Origin of the sequence: Pseudomonas sp. KCJK9111 (genome assembly GCF_046231935.1) — a bacterium.
Lineage (GTDB): Bacteria > Pseudomonadota > Gammaproteobacteria > Pseudomonadales > Pseudomonadaceae > Aquipseudomonas > Aquipseudomonas parafulva_B.
This window is the reverse complement of record NZ_JBJJMO010000006.1, coordinates 17,326-36,115: the sequence shown is the minus strand read 5'-3', so window position 1 is coordinate 36,115 and position 18,790 is coordinate 17,326. Positions and strand designations below refer to the sequence as shown.

Genomic DNA, 18,790 nt, shown 5'->3' with positions numbered 1-18,790 from the left:
TTCAATAAAATTAACATCACTGGGCGTTTGAGCTGATAGTGTCAAATATATTGATAGTTTGAAAGCGCTGGTTTAGGGTATCGCATGCCTGTGTGCGCCTGCCGCACGCCCGGACCCTGACAACGCCTGCAAGTCCTCAGTGCAGCGTTGCACCTAAACAAGAGGAGGAGTTTCGTATGACCACCCTGACTCGTGCAGACTGGGAACAACGTGCCCAGCAACTGAAGATCGAAGGCCGCGCCTTCATCAACGGCGAATACACCGATGCCGCATCCGGTGAAACCTTCGAGTGCCTGAGCCCGGTCGACGGACGCTTCCTGGCCAAGGTTGCCAGCTGCGACCTGGCCGACGCCAACCGCGCGGTCGAAAACGCCCGCGCGACCTTCAACTCGGGCGTATGGTCACAGCTGGCCCCAGCCAAGCGCAAGGCCATCCTGATCCGCTTCGCCGACTTGCTGCGCAAGAACGTCGAAGAGCTGGCGCTGCTCGAAACACTGGACATGGGCAAACCGATCGGTGACTCCTCCAGCATCGATATCCCAGGCGCTGCCAATGCCATTCACTGGACAGCCGAAGCCATCGACAAGGTGTACGACGAAGTCGCTCCGACGCCGCACGATCAACTGGGCCTGGTCACACGCGAGCCAGTGGGCGTGGTGGGTGCCATCGTTCCCTGGAACTTCCCGCTGCTGATGGCGAGCTGGAAGTTGGGCCCAGCGTTGGCTACGGGCAACTCGGTCGTGCTCAAACCTTCCGAGAAGTCACCGCTGACCGCTATACGCATCGCTCAGTTGGCAGTGGAAGCCGGTATCCCAGCAGGTGTGCTGAACGTGCTGCCTGGCTATGGCCACACCGTGGGCAAGGCCCTGGCCCTGCACATGGACGTCGACACCCTGGTATTCACCGGTTCGACCAAGATCGCCAAGCAGCTGATGGTGTATGCAGGCGAGTCGAACATGAAGCGCATCTGGCTGGAAGCCGGTGGCAAGAGCCCGAACATCGTCTTCGCCGACGCGCCAGACCTTGAGGCCGCCGCCCAGGCTGCTGCCAGCGCCATCGCCTTCAACCAGGGTGAAGTGTGCACCGCAGGTTCGCGCTTGCTGGTGGAGCGCTCGATCAAGGACACCTTCCTGCCCATGGTGGTCGAGGCCCTCAAGGCCTGGAAGCCCGGCAACCCGCTGGACCCGCAGACCACCGTGGGTGCACTGGTCGATACCCAGCAGATGAATACCGTGTTGTCGTACATCGAGGCGGGCCACAAGGACGGCGCCAAGCTGCTGACCGGCGGCAAGCGGACGCTGGAAGATACCGGCGGCACCTACGTCGAGCCGACCATCTTCGACGGCGTGACCAATGCCATGAAAATCGCCCAGGAAGAAATCTTCGGCCCAGTACTGTCCGTGATTGCCTTCGACACGGCCGAGGAGGCGGTTGCCATCGCCAACGACACACCCTATGGGTTGGCGGCAGGCATCTGGACTTCGGACATTTCCAAGGCGCACAGGACGGCCCGTGCCGTACGCGCCGGCAGTGTCTGGGTCAACCAATATGATGGCGGCGACATGACCGCGCCATTCGGTGGCTTCAAGCAGTCGGGTAACGGCCGTGACAAGTCGCTGCACGCGCTGGAGAAGTACACCGAGCTCAAGGCCACCTGGATCAAGCTGTAAGTCCAGCGGCCCCTCGGCAGGTCGGCTTCCAAGGCCCTGGCACGCTTTCGCGAGCTGAGCCGGGACTGAGCAAGCTCGACTGCCCGAGGGGCCTGACATTCCAACACTGGCCGGGGCGGCGCATACCGTCCCGGCTTCGTCGTTTCTGCCGTACAAGAATGCTGCCTGGGAGGCCGTCATGCGTTGGGGAACCTATTTTGCCGTGCTGGCATCGGTGCTGAGTGTCGGGCTCGCATTGGGTGTGAGCATGCCGTTGGTGTCCTTGCGTCTGGAAGCCTGGGGTTATGGCAGCTTCGCCATTGGCGTCATGGCCGCCATGCCTGCCCTGGGCGTGCTGGCCGGCGCCAGCCTGGCCAGCCGGCTTGCCGGGTGGGTGGGCGTGCCTGCGGCCATGCGCCTGTGCCTGTGGGGCGGGGCATTGTCCATTGGCCTGTTGGCCCTGCTGCCAAGCTATCCGCTTTGGCTGGTGCTGCGGCTGTTGATCGGCATGGCGTTGACCGTGGTGTTCGTGCTGGGTGAGAGCTGGATCAACCAACTGGTGGTCGAGCAGTGGCGCGGACGGCTGGTGGCTCTGTACGGGAGTAGCTATGCGCTTAGCCAACTGGCGGGTCCGCTGGTGCTGGGCATGCTGGGGTCGGATGACGACTTCGGCTTCTGGGCGGCGACCGGCCTGCTGCTGGTATCGCCCTTGCTGTTGCTGGGCCGCGGGGGCGCGCCCTCTACAGAGGCTTGCAACGTCACCTTTGCCGACCTGTTCGCCTTCTGCAGAAGGCTGCCCGTGATCGCCTGGGCCATTGCGTTGTTCGCTTCGTTCGAAGCCATGATCCTGACCCTGCTGCCTGTGTACTGCCTGCAACAGGGCCTGAGCACGGAAATCGCGTTGTTCATGGTCAGTACGGTAGTGGTCGGCGATGCGGTGCTGCAGTTGCCCATTGGCGCACTGGCGGACCATATGTCGCGGCGCGCGCTGTTCACCGGTTGCGCGCTGGCATTGCTGGGGTCGAGCCTTGCCATCCCCCTGCTGTTGCACACCTGGGCCATCTGGCCTGTGTGGGTATTGTTCGGCGCTAGCGCTGGGGGGTTGTTCACCTTGTCGCTGGTGTTGATCGGCGAGCGCTATCGAGACGATGCCCTGGTGCGGGCCAATGCCCACGTGGCCCAGCTGTGGGGCATCGGTTGTCTGCTGGGGCCGTTGCTGGCCGGCGCAGGCAGCCAGTGGATCAGTGGGCATGCCTTGCCGCTGCTGATGGCAGCAGGCGCCGCTGGGCTTGTGGTGCTGACCCGGCGACGCGGAGCGTTCGAGCCAGCGGCTGCGTGACGGTGCAGCGCTAGAGCATCTTTTCCAGCCCGACCGCCTTGCTGATCCAGGCATTGAACCGTCGCCACAGGCTACCAGGCTCTGACGTGAGCACCCGCCGCTGCCCGTCTTGCTCGGTCACCCAGACCAGCTTGCCGGCCACGAGCTCAGGCTGGTAGCTCAGGGCCGGTGCCATGCCCTGCACCGCCAGTGCACGGGTGTATTCGGCAAGTTCGGGGCTGTCGACCAATACGCCGACTTCGGTGTTCCACAGCACCGAACGTGGATCGAAATTGAAAGAGCCAATGAACGTCTTGTGACGGTCGAACACGATCGCCTTGCTGTGCAGGCTGGAGTTGGAGCTGCCATGGAAACTCAGTTTGCCCGCGCTGGGGTCTCCGGGCTGGCGGCGCATTTCATACAGCTTCACCCCGTGCTCCAGCAGCGCCTTGCGGTAAGGTGCATAACCGCCGTGTACGGCAGGCACATCGGTAGCCTCCAGTGAGTTGGTCAACAGCTTTACTGAAATACCCGCGTCGGCACTCTGGGTGAGGTAAAGCAGCCCCGGTTCGCCGGGTACGAAATAAGCGGAGACCAGAATCAGTTCGTGACGCACATCGCGCAGGTCAGGGCCCAGTTGTCGGGTCAGCAGTAGCTGTGGATCAGGCTCGTCATCGGCCAGCACCTTGCTGGGGGCGTCCCATAGCGCCTGGGCATGAGCCCAGATGAGTTCGTTGCGCCAGGCGTCCAGTCGCGGCTGGGATTGGTAGGCCATCAAGCGGTCGTACAAGACCTTGCGCCGGGTTCTGGCTTCGGCCAGCGAGACTTCCAGCCGATGGCGGCTGGTGCGCAGGTCGCTGGCATTGGGCTGGTGCCAGAGGAAATCGGTGATCGGGCGGCTCAGGGCGCTGTTCCAGTACTGATCGAAGCTGTGTCCCAACTGTTCTGCTATAGGGCCCACACCCAGCAGATCGATGTCGGTGAAGTTCAGGTTGGGCTCGGCATCGAAGTACTCGTCGCCCAGGTTTCGCCCGCCGACGATGGCCATGCTGTTGTCCACCAGGAACAGCTTGTTGTGCATGCGTCGGTGCTGACGCGACAGGTTGAGCAACCGGCCCATGGCGCGCGTGACCCCGGTGGCGCGCCCCAGGTGCAGGGGGTTGAACACACGGATCTGGATGTTCGGGTGGGCGGCGAGGGTGCCCATGATTGCATCCAGGCCGTCACTGGTGGTGTCGTCCAGCAGGATGCGTACGCGCACGCCCCGGTCGGCCGCCCGCAACAGCTCATGGACCAGGGCGCGGGTGCTGAGCCCGTCATGGACGATGTAGTACTGCACGTCGATGCTGGCCTGCGCATTGCGTATCAGCTCGGCGCGCGCCCGGAAAGCCTCGTTGCTGTTGGGGAGTAGGCGAAAGCCGGAACGGCCTTCATAAGGGGCTGCCTGGCGCAGCACCGAGCGGCCGAACGACGAGCCATCGGCGGGCAGGGCTTGACTGGTTTGGCGCGGCGTATCGACGCTGGCGCAGCCGCAGACGCCGAGCAGCAGCGTCAGCAGCAAGGGTAGGGCTCGCTGGAGTTTCAACGGTGGATCGTCCTGTGCAGCAGGGCTTTGGGATTGGACAGTGGCGGGCAACGCAAAGTTACGTCGCGATGATGTCCTCGTCCAGCAAGCGTTGGGCGGTCTCACCAACCTTGCGCACCGCCGCCTCGATTTGCGCAGTGGGCCTGGCGGCGAAGTTCATGCGCAGGCAGTGACGGAACTTGCCGGAAGCGGAAAAGATGCTGCCCACGGCCACTTGTACGCCTTGCTCCAACAAGGCGTGATTGAGCTGCAAGGTATCGAAATGTTCCGGCAATTCCACCCACAGCATGAAGCCGCCTTGCGGACGGCTTACGCGGGTGCCTTGCGGAAAATACCGGGTCACCCAGTCGCTCATCAATTCACGGCTGCGTTGGTACTGGCTGCGCATGCGCCGCACATGGGGTTGGTAATGCCCGTTGGCGATGAAGTCCGCCACCGCCAATTGAGGCTGACTGGCGGTGCTGCCCGTGCTGATGTACTTCATGTGCAGGACCCGCTCCAGGTAGCGCCCAGGCGCTACCCAACCGACACGCAGGCCAGGGGCAAGCGTCTTGGAAAATGAACTGCACAACAGCACGCGGCCTTGCGTATCGAATGACTTGACCGTCCGTGGCCGAGGGTAGGTATAGGCCAGGTCACCGTAGACATCGTCCTCGAGAATGGCTACGTCGTAGCGCTGTGCAAGGTTCAGCAGGGCCTTTTTACGAGCCTCGGGCATGATGTACCCCAGCGGGTTGTTGCAACTTGGGGTGATCTGGATGAGCTTGATCGGCCACTGCTCAAGGGCCAGTTCGAGCGCCTCGAGGCTGATGCCCGTCACCGGGTCTGTGGGGATCTCCAGCGCCTTCATGCCTAGGCCCTTGAGCGTCTGCATGGCGCCATGGAAGCTGGGCGAGTCCACCGCAACGATATCGCCAGGCTCGCACACGGCGCGGATGCTGCACGACAGGGCTTCGTGGCAGCCTGTCGTCACCACCAACTCAGAGGGCGAGAGCCTGCAACCAGAGTCCAGGGCCAGGCGTGCCACCTGTTCACGCAAGGCCAGGTTGCCGTGGATATTGTCGTAATACAGCCCGGGCATGTCCTGGCGACGGCTGAGCCTGGCGAGGCTGCGCAACAGCGGCTTGAGGGTAGGGCTTTCAATGTCCGGCATGCCCCGTCCAAGCTGTATCACCCCCGGTTGCGGGGTACTGCGCACCAGCTCCAGAACCTGCTCCCATTGGGAAATGTCCACCGGGCGCTGGGCTGGCCGGCTGACCGCCGGCAAGGCCGGCAGATGGCGATGGTCGCTCACGAAGTAGCCGGACTTTGGCCGTGGCGAGACCATGCCACTGTCTTCGAGCATGCGGTAGGCCTGCTGCACGGTGCTCAGGCTCACCCCATGCTCCACGCTCAGTGCCCGCACCGATGGCAGCCGCTGGCCGGGCCGATAGAGGCCCTGTTCGATACGCGCGCCGAGTACCTCGGCAAGGTTCAGGTAGAGTGTCACGTCATACTCCTGGGCTGCGCCGGTCAACGCACCATACAGATTGGCAGAAAAGGCAGCATTCAGTTACCTGTAAGTCGGATCTGTATCCAAATAATAACGCTTTTTTGGATCTGTATTGTCAGGCCGTGCACCCGGCATGCTGTCCCCACATTGTCATCGAAAGGGAGACAGCAGCGATGGGAAGCTTGAGCGATGTGCGCATCGAACAGTCGGTAGGCGAAAAAAAGGCCCTGCAGCGAAGCAAAACCCACGTTGCGCCCCAGGCTTTGAGCCGCTGGCGGCTGATGCTGCGCCGCTGGCACACCCGCAGGGCGCTATTACAGTTGAGCGACCATGAACTGCGCGATGTGGGTCTCAGCTGGCAAGAGGCGCGCTCAGAAGGCTGCAAGCCTTTCTGGAAGCCGTGACTGTTTTCACACCAGCTCCTTGAGCCTGTGCCACAGCATGCCCAAGGCCAGTAAAGGTGAGCGCAAGTGCTTGCCGCCTGGGAAAGTCATGTGTGGCACCTTGGCAAACAAGTCGAAACGCCCGCTCTGCTGGCCGCTGATGGCTTCCCCGAGCAGGCGGGCGACCAGGTGAGTAGCGTTCAGCCCGTGGCCTGCGTAGGCCTGGGCGTAGTAAACGTTCGGCTGATCAGGCAGGCGGCCCACCTGAGGCAGGCGGTTGGCGCCGATCCCGATCATGCCGCCCCACTGGTAATCGATGCGTACGTCGGCCAGCTGAGGGAACACGCGCAGCATCTTGGGCCGCATGTAGGCGGCGATATCCTTTGGATCGCGCCCGGAATAATGGCAAGCGCCGCCGAACAGCAGCCGGTGATCTGCGCTCAGGCGGTAGTAGTCCAGCGCCACGCGCTGGTCGCACACGGCCATGTTCTGTGGCAACAGCGAGCGTGCACGCGCTTCACCCAGCGGCTCGGTGGCGATGAGGTAACTGCCGGCGGGCAATACCTTGCCGCCCAGCTCACCGTTCAAACCATTGAGGTAGGCGTTGCAGCACAGGACCAGCGTTTGCGCCCGGACCCGGCCCTGGGCGGTGTGTACCTGCACCTGCGGGCCATAGTCGATGCGGGTCACCTCGGACTGCTCGTGGAGTTTCACACCCAGGCGCGCGGCTGCCGCGGCTTCGCCCAACGCCAGATTAAGGGGGTGCAAGTGGCCAGAGCCCATGTCCACCAGCCCGCCTGCATAGCGCTGCGAGCCCACCACATCGTGAATGTCATCCTTTGCGACCAGCCGCAGTTCGTGGGCGTAACCCAGGCTGCGCAAGTGTTCGGCCTCTTCGGCCAGGCCCGCCATTTGCGCCGGCTTGTTGGCCAGGTCGCAATAGCCCCAGGTCAGGTCGCAGGCGATGGCGTGCCGCGCTACACGATCGCGCACGATCTGCACGGCCTCCAGCCCCATCAGTTGCAAGTCGCGAACGCCCTGCTCGCCGATAACCGGCAGGAACTGCTCCAGACCATGGCCGACCCCGCGGATCAACTGCCCACCGTTGCGCCCACTGGCGCCCCAGCCGATCTTGCGCGCTTCGAGCAGGATCACCGAGAAGCCACGCTCGGCCAACTCCAGGGCCGTGTTCAAACCGGAGTAGCCACCACCGATGATGCACACATCGGCGGTGTGCTCGCCTTGCAGGAAGGAGTAGTCAGGGTGTGGCGCGCTGCTGGCGGCGTAATAAGAGGCGGCGTGCCGCGCGCTGTGTGTCATTGAGCGGATCCTGAAGTTATCGGCCAGCAGAGGAAGACAAGCCCGAGGGTAGAGGGAGCAACCTGCTATAAGCCCAACGCCTGCGGGTGATTCAGCTGCGCCGTATTGATGAGACATTTAGGAAATAGGTTTGAGACTGTACATGGCGGGAACCATTTCTATCGTAGAGCTGGTGAGCTGTACGAACCGCATCCATGATCCCATTATCCGTCTGCATGGGAAGGGTGCTTTTTATATTTATCTTCAGTGTGCTCATGGCTCTGGATTGGGCAGAGAGTGACAGCCGATTATCTCGGGCATCGTCCATCGCCTTATAATACTCGGTGAGTGACTTGACTTGTATTAATTCGTCATTTCTGAGTTCCAGAACTGCTTCGCCCCTAGCGGGCACCATCAGATAGGAAGGAACATTATCTGTAACTGATGGGTTGCCTCCTGGCGAGTAATCCGGAGGTGGGTCCCCGTAGCCGAAGTAATTGGGCGGGCGTCTTTGATTTGGCCCATAGACAATCGCATCAGGTGCCGCCGGTGAATAGGCAGGTGGCCCTGCCGTGTCTCGAGCAGGTGGTATGAAAATCGATTTGATCCTTTTGATGGTGCCTCTAATGCGGCCTGTAGGGTCTACGTAGTTGACCGGATCGTTTGAGCAATAGGCAAACCCATTGATGTCACCTTTACCGAACGGGCTGAGCATGTCGTAACTGATGAAACGCATCAGGCGAGTGCTGTAGCAGCGACGCCCCGCACCTAATAGATAACCACCAATTTGGAGATCCAGATGCTCACCATTATAGCCGACAGGCTGTGTCTCATCCGCAATTCCAAAGCCAAAGGGCCCTAGACTTGGAACTGTCATTTTGGATCTTGAGTACGCCATCTGGGGTGTTTGTTTGGGATCGACGGCAAGCAACGTGACATCAAGCGGACCTCTGGTCCCGCACAACAGACCTGCCGCTTTGAACAACCGAAGATGCTTCTCGCGGTCCAGGATCAGTGCCAAATTGCCGCTGCAGTAGAAAAAATAATTTGGCGTTATCATGAGAAGCGCTCGCGGGTGATCGAGTCCCATACGGCATGGTAGTAAGTCTTGCACGCGGCCACAACTGGCAAAAATGTTAGGGCCTGGGTGGAAGTCTTGGACGAAGATCAAGCAAGGCGAAAACAGTCGAGGAAGCAGAGTTTAGGGGTTGTGACTAACCATTGCGAAGCTGTCTTCAACGCAGCATCACCGAGTATCATGGCTTTTCGTACAGACCTTAAACCCCACGTCCCCGCTCGTAAACCCGAACCGTTACCCATCCAAAACATGTCCTGTAACCGCCACAAAATTCACTTCCTGCGCGAACTCATCCCTTCGTTCGAATGCGAGCCTGGCTGCCATGACTGCTGCGGGCCGGTTACCACCTCGGCGCAAGAGATGGCTCGGCTGCCGCGCAAATCCCAGGCCGAACAGGACGCTGCCCTGGAGCGCCTGGACTGCGTGCACCTGGGGCCCCAGGGCTGCACGGTATATGAAGAGCGGCCACTGATCTGTCGCCTGTTCGGTACCACCCCACGACTGGCCTGCCCGCGTGGGCGTGGGCCCGAACCCATGATCGACCCTGCGGCCGAGCAACTGGTGCACCAGTTCATTGCCACCACCCGGCAAGTGCTGGTCTAGGCGTTTGCGGTAGGGCCCGGCGTCAGTCCGGGATCGGCAGGCAGAGGCTTTCCTTCACCTCCTCCATCACGATGTAGCTTTTGGACTCACGCACGTGGGGCAGCTTGAGCAGGATGTCGCCAAGCAGCTTGCGATACGAAGCCATTTCCGAAATGCGCGCCTTAACCAGGTAGTCGAAGTCGCCGGAAACCAGGTGGCATTCGAGCACGTGCGGCAGCTTCAGGACCGCCCGGCGAAACTCCTCGAAGGTATCGCCAGACTTGTAGTCCAGGCTGATTTCCACGAAGACCAGCAGGCTGCCCTTGAGGTGCTGTGGGTTCAGGCGGGCGTTATAGCCCATGATGATGCCTTCACGTTCCAGCCGGCGCACGCGCTCGGTGCACGGCGTGGTGGAGAGGCCGACCTTTTCGCCCAGTTCGGTGAAGGAGATACGCCCGTCGTTCTGCAGGATGCGCAGGATGTTCCGGTCGATCTTGTCCAGTTCACGCTTACTTTGATGCTGGGTTCTCATAGGGGATGCCCCTCCGTCAAAGGCCATTGTGCCGAGAATTCTCGCCAATAATAGGCTTTTATATAGTGAATTGCACTGCTCTCGAATTCCTATACTTCGCCCATCAATGGCAGTCCAACAACACACCGCGGCAGGCCGCGAGGGGAAAGAAACGATGCGAGTTCTGGTACTTGGTAGCGGCGTGATCGGAACCGCCAGTGCCTATTACCTGGCCCGGCAAGGGTTCGAAGTGACGGTGGTGGACCGCCAGCCAGCGGTGGCCATGGAAACCAGCTTTGCCAACGCCGGCCAGATCTCGCCTGGCTATGCCTCGCCGTGGGCGGCGCCGGGGGTGCCTCTGAAAGCCGTTAAGTGGCTGCTCGAGCGCCACGCTCCGCTTGCCATCAAGCTGACCGGTGACGTAGACCAGTACCTGTGGATGGCCCAGATGCTGCGCAACTGCACGGCCAACCGCTATGCCGTGAACAAGGAGCGCATGGTGCGGTTGTCCGAGTACAGCCGCGACTGCCTCGACGAACTGCGCGCCGAAACCGGCATTGCGTACGAGAACCGTAGCCTGGGGACTACCCAGCTGTTCCGTACCCAGGCCCAGGTCGATGCAGCTGCCAAGGATATCGCTGTGCTTGAGCAGTCAGGCGTGCCTTATGAATTGCTCGACCGCGATGGCATCGCCCGCGTCGAACCTGCCCTGGCCAATGTGAAGGGCATTCTCGCCGGCGCCCTGCGCCTACCCAACGACCAGACCGGCGATTGCCAGTTGTTCACCACCAAGCTGGCAGAAATGGCCCGCAACCTGGGCGTGGAGTTCCGCTTCGGGCAGGACATACAGCGCCTGGATCATGCAGGTGACCGCATCAACGGTGTCTGGATCGATGGCAAGCTCGAAACCGCCGACCGCTACGTGCTGGCATTGGGCAGCTATTCGCCGCAGATGCTCAAGCCCCTGGGCATCAAGGCGCCGGTCTATCCGTTGAAGGGCTACTCCCTGACCGTACCCATCACCAACGGTGATATGGCACCTGCCTCGACCATCCTCGACGAAACCTACAAGGTCGCCATCACCCGTTTCGACAACCGTATCCGTGTTGGAGGCATGGCTGAGATCGCCGGCTTCGACCTGTCGCTCAACCCCCGTCGACGCGAAACGCTGGAGATGATCGTCAACGACCTTTATCCTCGCGGCGGGGATTTGAGCCAGGCCAGTTTCTGGACTGGGCTGCGTCCCGCCACGCCAGACGGTACCCCCATCGTGGGTGCAACCGCCTTCCGTAACCTGTTCCTCAATACAGGTCACGGCACGCTGGGCTGGACCATGGCCTGTGGCTCGGGTCGTCTGCTGGCTGACCTGATCGCGCGCAAGAAACCGCAGATCAGTGCAGAGGGGCTGGACATCTCGCGCTATGGCAGTAGCCGCGAAGTGGCCCGTCATGGGCATGGTTCGCCTGCCCATCAGCAGTAAGCCATCCATTGGGGTATTCGCCGGTGACCTGCGAATGCTCCAGCTTCGATTTCAACCCGTATGACTTTTAAGGCAGCCGCATGCGCCCCGCCCGTGCCCTGATCGACCTCCAGGCCCTGCGCCACAATTACCGTCTCGCCCGTGGACTGACCGGCGCCAAGGCGCTTGCCGTGATCAAAGCCGACGCCTACGGCCATGGTGCCGTGCGCTGCGCGTTGGCGCTCGAGCCCGAAGCGGACGGGTTTGCGGTGGCCTGCATCGAGGAGGCGCTGGAGCTGCGTGCGGCCGGCATCAGGGGCCCGGTCCTGCTGCTGGAGGGCTTCTTCGAAGCCAGTGAGCTGCCGTTGATCGTCGAGCATGACCTGTGGTGCGTCGTGCATTCGGCCTGGCAATTGGAGGCCATCGAGAAAAGCCCGCTGGCCAGCCCGCTCACCGTCTGGCTCAAGCTCGATACCGGCATGCACCGTGTAGGGCTGCATCCCAAGGACTATCGCGATGCCTATGAGCGCCTGCTGGCCTGCGGCAAGGTAGGGCGCATCGTGCTCATGAGCCATTTCGCCCGTGCCGATGAGCTGGGTGCGCAGGCCACGGCCGAGCAGATTGCCGTTTTCGAAACCGCGCGCCAGGGCTTGGCAGCAGAGTGCAGCCTGCGCAACTCTCCAGCCGTGCTGGGTTGGCCCCAGGCAGCCGGTGATTGGGTGCGCCCAGGGCTGATGCTCTACGGCGCAACGCCGTTCGATATGCCTCAAGCTCAGGCCCAACGCCTGCAGCCGGTCATGACACTGCAGTCACGGGTCATCAGTGTGCGGGAGCTGCCGGCCGGCGAGCCGGTAGGTTACGGCGCCACGTTCGTCAGCACGCGGCCCACCCGTGTAGGCGTGGTCGCCATGGGCTACGCCGACGGTTACCCTCGCCAGGCGCCCAACGGTACGCCGGTCATGGTTGCTGGCAGCCGGGTCCCGCTCATCGGTCGCGTGTCGATGGACATGCTGAGCATCGACCTGACCGACGTGCCGCAGGCGACCGTCGGCAGCCCAGTCGAACTATGGGGCAAGCAGGTCCATGCCGCTGAGGTGGCGAGCCAGGCCGGTACCATTCCTTACCAGATCTTCTGCAATCTCAAGCGGGTGCCCCGGGAATACATTGGGGACTAGGGCGTCAGGCGGGTGGTGTGTTGTAAATACTGAACGGCGTTGCCATGATATCGCTCACATCCACCCGCATACCCGTCTCAGGAGGCTCCAGCTTTGGACGTCGGCGAACGACTGCAAGCCATCCGCACGCTCAAGGGCCTGTCCCAGCGTGAACTCGCCAAGCGCGCGGGGGTTACCAACAGCACCATCTCGATGATCGAGAAAAACAGTGTGAGCCCGTCGATCAGTTCGCTGCGCAAGGTACTGAGCGGCATTCCCATGTCCATGGTCGAGTTCTTTTCCGTGGAGCTCGAACCCGAGAGCCCTGCGCAGATCGTCTACAAAGCCCACGAACTGATCGACATCTCCGATGGTGCAGTGACCATGAAGCTGGTTGGCAAATCGCACCGCAACCGTGCCATCGCTTTTCTGACCGAGGTGTACCCGCCCGGCGCCGACACCGGTGCCGAAATGCTGACCCATGATGGCGAAGAGACTGGCATTCTGCTTGAAGGCCGCCTGGAATTGGTGGTCGGTACCGAGCTGTTCATTCTCGAAGCAGGCGACAGCTATTACTTCGAAAGCACCCGCCCGCACCGTTTTCGTAACCCGTTCGAACAGCCAGCACGCTTGATCAGCGCCGCCACCCCCTCGAACTTTTGATCCAGCGCAGTGCATTGACGCGTCAATACCCCTTTCCTGTGTAGGGTCGTTTCCCGGCTTCGGGCTTGCCGTTATACTTTTCGGCGCTCGAGGATCCGTGGCCGCGAGCATGATTAGCCACCATGAGGGTGTTCGCGTGAATCAAGTCAAGAAGATGCTGGCCATCCCGGCCGCCGTACTGGCCCTGTGGGCAATTACCGCTACCGCTGCGACCAATGACGATATTGCCAAGCGCCTGGAACCGGTCGGTAAGGTGTGTATCCAGGGCCAGGAATGCAAGGGCATGGCCGTGACCGCCAGTGCTGGCGCCGGGTCTGCCAGAACGCCCGACGACATCATCGCCAAGCATTGCACGGCTTGCCATGGCACGGGCCTGCTCGGCGCGCCGAAAGTGGGCGACAGCGCAGCCTGGAAGGAGCGTGCCGACCACCAGGGTGGGTTGGATGGCATCCTGGCCAAGGCCATAACGGGCATCAACGCCATGCCGCCGAAGGGCACTTGCGCGGATTGTTCGGATGATGAGCTCAAGGCCGCTATTGAGAAGATGTCTGGCCTGTAAGTTACTGCAATGTGCAGCGTAGCAGTCCCAGTATTTTAGCTTCGCATCTCGTCTTGCCGGGGCCGCTTCGCGGCCCATCGCGGCCGGTCCGGCGTCCCGGCGAGGCCGCTCATACAGGCACTGCGTACGCTTAGACCGGCGCTGCGCCTGAAGACCACCGAGTTGTCGATTGCCCCAGGTGTCCGCGGCTTCCTCTTCCCGCCCAGGCAACCAACCAGTCCACCTGCCTGTCGAACCTCCTGAACCCAAGCACGAACCAGGAGGCCTCGATGCACCTCAGTTCCATCGACCAGGCCGTCGAACAGGTCCTGTCCCGCCTGCCAACCCATATCCACATGGGCCTGCCGCTGGGCCTGGGCAAACCCAATGCGTTCGTCAACGCACTTTATGCCCGCATCCGTGAGTTGCCCGAACGCCGTCTGACCATCTATACAGCCCTCTCCCTGGGGCGACCAGCGCTGGGTGATGGCTTGCAGCAACGCTTGCTCGAGCCCTTCGTCGAGCGCGTGTTCGGCGACTACGAAGAGCTTCACTATCTGGTCGATCTGCGCAATGACAGCCTGCCGCCGAACATTCGCGTAGAACAGTTCTTCATGCAGCCTGGCAGCCTGCTTGCCAGTGAGTCGGCCCAACAGGATTACGTCAGCAGCAACTACAGCCATGCCGCGCGAGACATCAATGCCAAGGGCCTGAACCTCATCGCCCAGCTGGTGGCGGCTACGCCGGAGCGGCCCGTCCACCTGAGCCTGGCCTGCAACCCGGACATCACCCTGGACCTGTTACCCATGGTCGAACGCCGTCGTGCCGCCGGCGAGACCATTCTCATGCTGGGCCAGGTGCATGCGCAGCTACCGTACATGCCCGGTGATGCCGAGTTGCCAATGGATGCGTTCGACCTGTTGTTGGACGAAGCCGAGCAGCGCCAACTGTTTTCAACGCCCAACATGCCGGTCACCACGCAGGACCACTGCATTGGCCTGCATGCCAGCAGCCTGGTGCGCGACGGCGGCACCCTGCAGATCGGCATTGGTGCCATGGGCGATGCGGTTGCCGCCGCGCTACTCGCCCGCCAGAGCGATAACGTTGCCTACCGTGCAGCGCTCGACGGCCTTGGCGCGGGCACCACGCAGGCACTGATCGAGCGGGAAGGGGGGCTCGCGCCCTTCGACCAGGGGCTGTACGGCTGTAGCGAGATGTTCGTCAACGGGCTGTTGGCGCTGGCCGAGGCGGGCGTGCTGCGGCGTGCTGTGGATGACCGGGGAGTGATCCTGCACGGGGGGTTCTTCCTCGGCCCGCAAGCGTTCTACCAGCGCTTGCGCGACATGACCCTTGAGCAGCGCGCACGGTTTGCCATGACCGGGATCAATTTCGTCAACGAGCTCTACGGTGACGAACAGCTCAAGCGTCGCCAGCGACAAGACGCACGCTTTATCAATACGGTGTTCGGCATGACCCTGCTCGGTGCGGGTGTGGCCGATCAGCTCGAAGACGGGCGAGTGTTGAGCGGGGTAGGTGGGCAGTACAACTTCGTCGCCCAAGGGCACGCGCTGGAAGGTGGCCGCTCGATACTGCTGCTGCGCAGTTGGCGCGAAGCGGGCGGCGAGGTGTCGTCGAACATCTTCTGGAACTACGGCCATTGCACCATTCCCCGCCACCTGCGCGATATCGTGGTGACCGAATATGGCATCGCCGACCTCAGGGGGCAGACCGACAGCGAGGTCATTGCGCGATTGCTTGCGGTGTGTGACGCCCGGTTCCAGGAGAGCCTGATCGAGCAGGCCAAAAACGCTGGCAAATTGGCGGAAGATTTTCAGCTCGACAGGCGTTTTGCCGATAACACGCCGCAGCGCCTGGCCGCGGTCCAGGCACAGCACCCACAGCTGTTCCCGGAATACCCCATGGGGACCGATTTCACGGTTGAAGAGCAGGACTTGCTACGGGCACTGAACTGGTTGAAAAGCAAGTTCAAGCTCAGCGAGGCGCTCGAACTGGGCAAGGCCACGCTGGAGGCGCCAGAGCCGCAAGGATATGAGCGGCATCTGGCACGGATGCAACTTGACCAGCCTCAGGGGCTAAAAGAAGCGCTGTACCAACGGTTGCTGTTGGCGGGCCTGGCGGCGACCTGAAAACGACAGGGGCTGCCACGCAGCCCCCTGTGCCCGGATGCGAGCGAGCCGATGCCGCATCACTCGATGAAGCTGACCACACCGCCTTCCAGCGATTTCACTCGCGCCAGCGACTCCACGCGATAGCCTTGGCGATCCAGCTCGGCGCGTCCGCCCTGGAACGATTTCTCGATCACGATCCCCAGGCCTACCACGGTCGCCCCGGCCTGCTTGATGATCGATATCAGCGCCTGGGACGCCTTGCCGTTGGCCAGGAAGTCATCCATCACCAGCACCCGGTCGCTGCTGCTCAGGTGGCGCGGCGAAATGGCCACGGTGTTCTCGGTCTGCTTGGTGAACGAATACACAGAAGCCGTCAGCAGGTTTTCGGTGAGGGTCAGCGACTGGTGCTTGCGCGCGAAGATCACCGGCACGCCCAGCTTCAACCCGGTCATCACCGCAGGCGCGATGCCCGACGCCTCGATGGTGACGATCTTGGTCACGCCGGCATCGGCGAACAGGCGGGCGAACTTGTCACCGATCAGCTGCATCAGCGCCGGGTCGATCTGATGGTTGAGAAACGCATCGACTTTGAGAACCTGGTCGGAAAGCACGATGCCTTCTTCGCGAATCTTCTGATGCAGTGCTTCCACTATGGTATTCCTCGGAACAAAAATGGCCGCAAACAGCGGCAGTGTTTAAGAGTAATGGTTGATCAGCGTTTGAGCATCGCCCGGATGTCGGCCAGGGCATTGTTGCCGCGTGCGGCCTTGACCTCGACCGGTGCATCGTCCAGCCCTTCCCAGGACAGGTCTTCGGGGGGCAGTTCGTCGAGGAAGCGACTGGGCGTGCAGTCGATGATTTCCCCGTATTGCTTGCGTTTGGCGGCGAACGTGAAGGCCAGCGTCTGGCGTGCGCGGGTAATACCCACATAAGCCAGGCGGCGCTCTTCCTCGATGGTGTCGGCCTCGATGCTGGAGCGGTGAGGCAGGATCTCCTCCTCCATGCCCATGATGAACACGTAGGGAAATTCCAGGCCCTTGGACGCGTGCAGGGTCATCATCTGCACACCGTCGGCGTTTTCTTCCTCTTCCTGCTGGCGCTCGAGCATGTCGCGCAGCACCAACTTGCCGATGGCGTCCTCAATGGTCATGTCACCCTCTTCGTCCTTCTCGAGGGTGTTCTTCAGCGCTTCGACCAGGAACCAGACGTTGCTGATGCGAAACTCCGCGGCCTTGTCGCTGGCGGTCTGCTGGCGGATCCAGTTTTCGTAGTCGATGTCGCGGATCATTTCATGCAGGGCGGCTATGGGGTCGTCCAGCGCCACCTTGTGGCGCACGCCGTCCAGCCAGTGCTTGAAGCGCTGCAGGCGCTCGGTGTAGCGCGCATCCAGGTGCTCGCCCAGGCCCAGTTCCTCACTGGCGGCATACATCGAAATGCCCCGGCCGGTGGCATAGTTGCCGAGCTTTTCCAAGGTGGTCGAGCCGATTTCCCGGCGCGGCACGTTGATGACACGTAGATAGGCGTTGTCGTCGTCAGGGTTCACCAGCAGGCGCAGGTAGGCCATGAGGTCCTTGACTTCCTGACGGCCAAAGAAGCTGTTGCCGCCGGAAAGACGGTAAGGCACCTGGTGGTGCTGCAACTTCAGCTCGATCAGCTTGGCCTGGTAGTTGCCGCGGTACAGGATGGCGAAATCGCTGTAGGGACGGTTGGTGCGCAGGTGCAGCGTGAGGATTTCCATCGCTACGCGCTCGGCCTCGGCATCCTCGTTCTTGCAACGTATCACCCGGATCTCGTCGCCCACGCCCATCTCGCTCCACAGCTGTTTCTCGAACGCGTGCGGGTTGTTGGCGATCAGCACGTTGGCGCAGCGCAGGATGCGGCTGGTGGAGCGGTAGTTCTGCTCCAGCATGACCACTTTCAGTGAGGGATAGTCCTCCTTGAGCAGCATCAGGTTCTCGGGGCGCGCGCCGCGCCAGGCGTAGATCGACTGGTCGTCGTCGCCCACCACGGTGAACTGGTTGCGCATGCCGATCAGCATCTTCACCAGCAGGTACTGGCTGGCGTTGGTGTCCTGGTATTCATCGACCAACAGATAACGCACGCGATTCTGCCAGCGCTCGAGCACCTCGGGGTGTTCCTGGAACAACTTGACCGGTTGCAGGATCAGGTCGTCGAAGTCCACGGCGTTGAACGCCTTGAGCGTGCGCTGATAGTGGGTGTAAACGACCGCAGCGGTCTGCTCGCGCGGGTTGCGTGCTTTCTCCAGGGCCTCGGGAGGCAGGATCAGGTCGTTCTTCCAGGCACCGATCATGTTCTTGATTTCGTCGATGCCGTCGTCGCCGGAGTACTCCTTCTGCATGATGTCCGACAGCAGGGCTTTGATATCCGACTCGTCGAAGATCGAAAAACCAGGCTTGTAGCCCAGGCGTTCGTGCTCCTTGCGGATGATGTTCAGGCCCAGGTTGTGAAATGTGCAGACCGTCAGCCCTCGGCCTTCGCCCGGACGCAGCAGGCTGGCAACCCGCTCCTTCATCTCGCGGGCGGCCTTGTTGGTGAAGGTCATGGCCACGATGTACTGGGCGCGAATACCGCAGTTCTGGATGAGATGGGCAATTTTGCGCGTGATGACGCTGGTCTTGCCCGAACCTGCACCGGCGAGCACCAAAAGAGGGCCGCCGACATAGTCACGGGCTTCCTGCTGCCGGGGATTGAGTCGGGACATGCTAGAAACCGGGGGTCGCCAGAAAATAGCCGCGCATTCTAACAGGCATGCGTGTTCATGGCGTGACCGTCTGACGTTCGAGTCAGACTTTCGAAACGATCATTAGCGCCGCTAATGCTTGCGCCTGAAAAAATCGTATTTGCTGGTTTGTCTGCTTTCGCGCAGGATGCACGACAAAATACGTCGGACCAGGCTGTTAAAAGGCGCGCTTACAAGTGAAAATCATTT

At 61.7% G+C, this 18,790-nt stretch carries 16 protein-coding genes; 9 read left to right on the top strand and 7 right to left on the bottom strand.

Going from position 1 to position 18,790, the window contains the following annotated elements; all coding sequences use genetic code 11:
- Positions 1-176: 176 nt before the first annotated feature.
- Positions 177-1,670 (top strand): aldehyde dehydrogenase, encoded by a 1,494-nt coding sequence (locus tag ACK59L_RS04340; RefSeq protein WP_078479347.1) that lies wholly within the window; start codon positions 177-179, stop codon positions 1,668-1,670.
- Positions 1,671-1,848: 178 nt separating this feature from the next.
- The gene (locus ACK59L_RS04335; protein WP_058638839.1) at positions 1,849-2,988 is read left to right on the top strand and encodes an MFS transporter; all 1,140 of its coding nucleotides are present in this window, start codon (positions 1,849-1,851) and stop codon (positions 2,986-2,988) included.
- A 10-nt stretch (positions 2,989-2,998) separates the two neighbouring features.
- Here ACK59L_RS04335 and ACK59L_RS04330 read toward each other — a convergent pair whose 3' ends face one another.
- Positions 2,999-4,552, bottom strand: coding sequence for a phospholipase D family protein (locus tag ACK59L_RS04330; protein WP_409272097.1), 1,554 nt, complete (start codon positions 4,550-4,552; stop codon positions 2,999-3,001).
- A 58-nt stretch (positions 4,553-4,610) separates the two neighbouring features.
- Complete coding sequence (locus ACK59L_RS04325) at positions 4,611-6,041, bottom strand: PLP-dependent aminotransferase family protein (protein WP_058638841.1); 1,431 nt, start codon at positions 6,039-6,041, stop codon at positions 4,611-4,613.
- Positions 6,042-6,217: 176 nt separating this feature from the next.
- Here ACK59L_RS04325 and ACK59L_RS04320 point away from each other — a divergent pair, with 176 nt between their 5' ends.
- Positions 6,218-6,448, top strand: coding sequence for a DUF1127 domain-containing protein (locus ACK59L_RS04320; RefSeq protein WP_196134683.1), 231 nt, complete (start codon positions 6,218-6,220; stop codon positions 6,446-6,448).
- 6 nt (positions 6,449-6,454) lie between these two features.
- Here ACK59L_RS04320 and ACK59L_RS04315 read toward each other — a convergent pair whose 3' ends face one another.
- Both ACK59L_RS04315 and ACK59L_RS04310 read right to left on the bottom strand, forming a co-directional pair.
- Complete coding sequence (locus tag ACK59L_RS04315) at positions 6,455-7,747, bottom strand: NAD(P)/FAD-dependent oxidoreductase (RefSeq protein ID WP_409272095.1); 1,293 nt, start codon at positions 7,745-7,747, stop codon at positions 6,455-6,457.
- A gap of 91 nt (positions 7,748-7,838) precedes the next feature.
- Positions 7,839-8,786 (bottom strand): RHS repeat-associated core domain-containing protein, encoded by a 948-nt coding sequence (locus ACK59L_RS04310; RefSeq protein ID WP_409272093.1) that lies wholly within the window; start codon positions 8,784-8,786, stop codon positions 7,839-7,841.
- A 267-nt stretch (positions 8,787-9,053) separates the two neighbouring features.
- On the opposite strand from ACK59L_RS04310, the gene ACK59L_RS04305 reads away from it, so the two are divergent.
- On the top strand, positions 9,054-9,407 hold the full coding sequence (locus ACK59L_RS04305) for a YkgJ family cysteine cluster protein (RefSeq protein WP_409272091.1): 354 nt from the start codon (positions 9,054-9,056) through the stop codon (positions 9,405-9,407).
- A gap of 22 nt (positions 9,408-9,429) precedes the next feature.
- Here the strand turns inward: ACK59L_RS04305 and dadR are convergent, their stop codons facing one another.
- Complete coding sequence (gene dadR, locus ACK59L_RS04300; RefSeq protein WP_003258963.1) at positions 9,430-9,918, bottom strand: transcriptional regulator DadR; 489 nt, start codon at positions 9,916-9,918, stop codon at positions 9,430-9,432.
- Positions 9,919-10,072: 154 nt separating this feature from the next.
- On the opposite strand from dadR, the gene dadA reads away from it, so the two are divergent.
- The 5 genes from dadA to ACK59L_RS04275 all read left to right on the top strand — a co-directional run bounded on the left by dadA (position 10,073) and on the right by ACK59L_RS04275 (position 15,858).
- On the top strand, positions 10,073-11,377 hold the full coding sequence (gene dadA / locus ACK59L_RS04295; RefSeq protein WP_409272089.1) for a D-amino acid dehydrogenase: 1,305 nt from the start codon (positions 10,073-10,075) through the stop codon (positions 11,375-11,377).
- Between the two features lie 80 nt (positions 11,378-11,457).
- Positions 11,458-12,531, top strand: coding sequence for an alanine racemase (gene alr / locus ACK59L_RS04290; protein ID WP_409272087.1), 1,074 nt, complete (start codon positions 11,458-11,460; stop codon positions 12,529-12,531).
- 93 nt (positions 12,532-12,624) lie between these two features.
- Positions 12,625-13,173 carry a cupin domain-containing protein gene (locus ACK59L_RS04285; protein WP_023532512.1) on the top strand — a complete coding sequence of 183 codons (549 nt, stop codon included), beginning with the start codon at positions 12,625-12,627 and terminating at the stop codon, positions 13,171-13,173.
- A 109-nt stretch (positions 13,174-13,282) separates the two neighbouring features.
- Positions 13,283-13,732 (top strand): cytochrome c5 family protein, encoded by a 450-nt coding sequence (locus ACK59L_RS04280; RefSeq protein ID WP_228385158.1) that lies wholly within the window; start codon positions 13,283-13,285, stop codon positions 13,730-13,732.
- Positions 13,733-14,001: 269 nt separating this feature from the next.
- Positions 14,002-15,858: an acetyl-CoA hydrolase/transferase C-terminal domain-containing protein gene (locus tag ACK59L_RS04275; RefSeq protein ID WP_409272084.1), complete on the top strand. Its 1,857-nt coding sequence runs from the start codon at positions 14,002-14,004 to the stop codon at positions 15,856-15,858.
- A 59-nt stretch (positions 15,859-15,917) separates the two neighbouring features.
- On the opposite strand, the gene xpt is transcribed toward ACK59L_RS04275, so the two are convergent.
- Positions 15,918-16,490, bottom strand: a complete 573-nt coding sequence (gene xpt, locus ACK59L_RS04270; protein WP_409272082.1) for a xanthine phosphoribosyltransferase — start codon at positions 16,488-16,490, stop codon at positions 15,918-15,920.
- Between the two features lie 62 nt (positions 16,491-16,552).
- On the bottom strand, positions 16,553-18,562 hold the full coding sequence (rep, locus tag ACK59L_RS04265; protein ID WP_058638846.1) for a DNA helicase Rep: 2,010 nt from the start codon (positions 18,560-18,562) through the stop codon (positions 16,553-16,555).
- Positions 18,563-18,790: the final 228 nt, after the last annotated feature.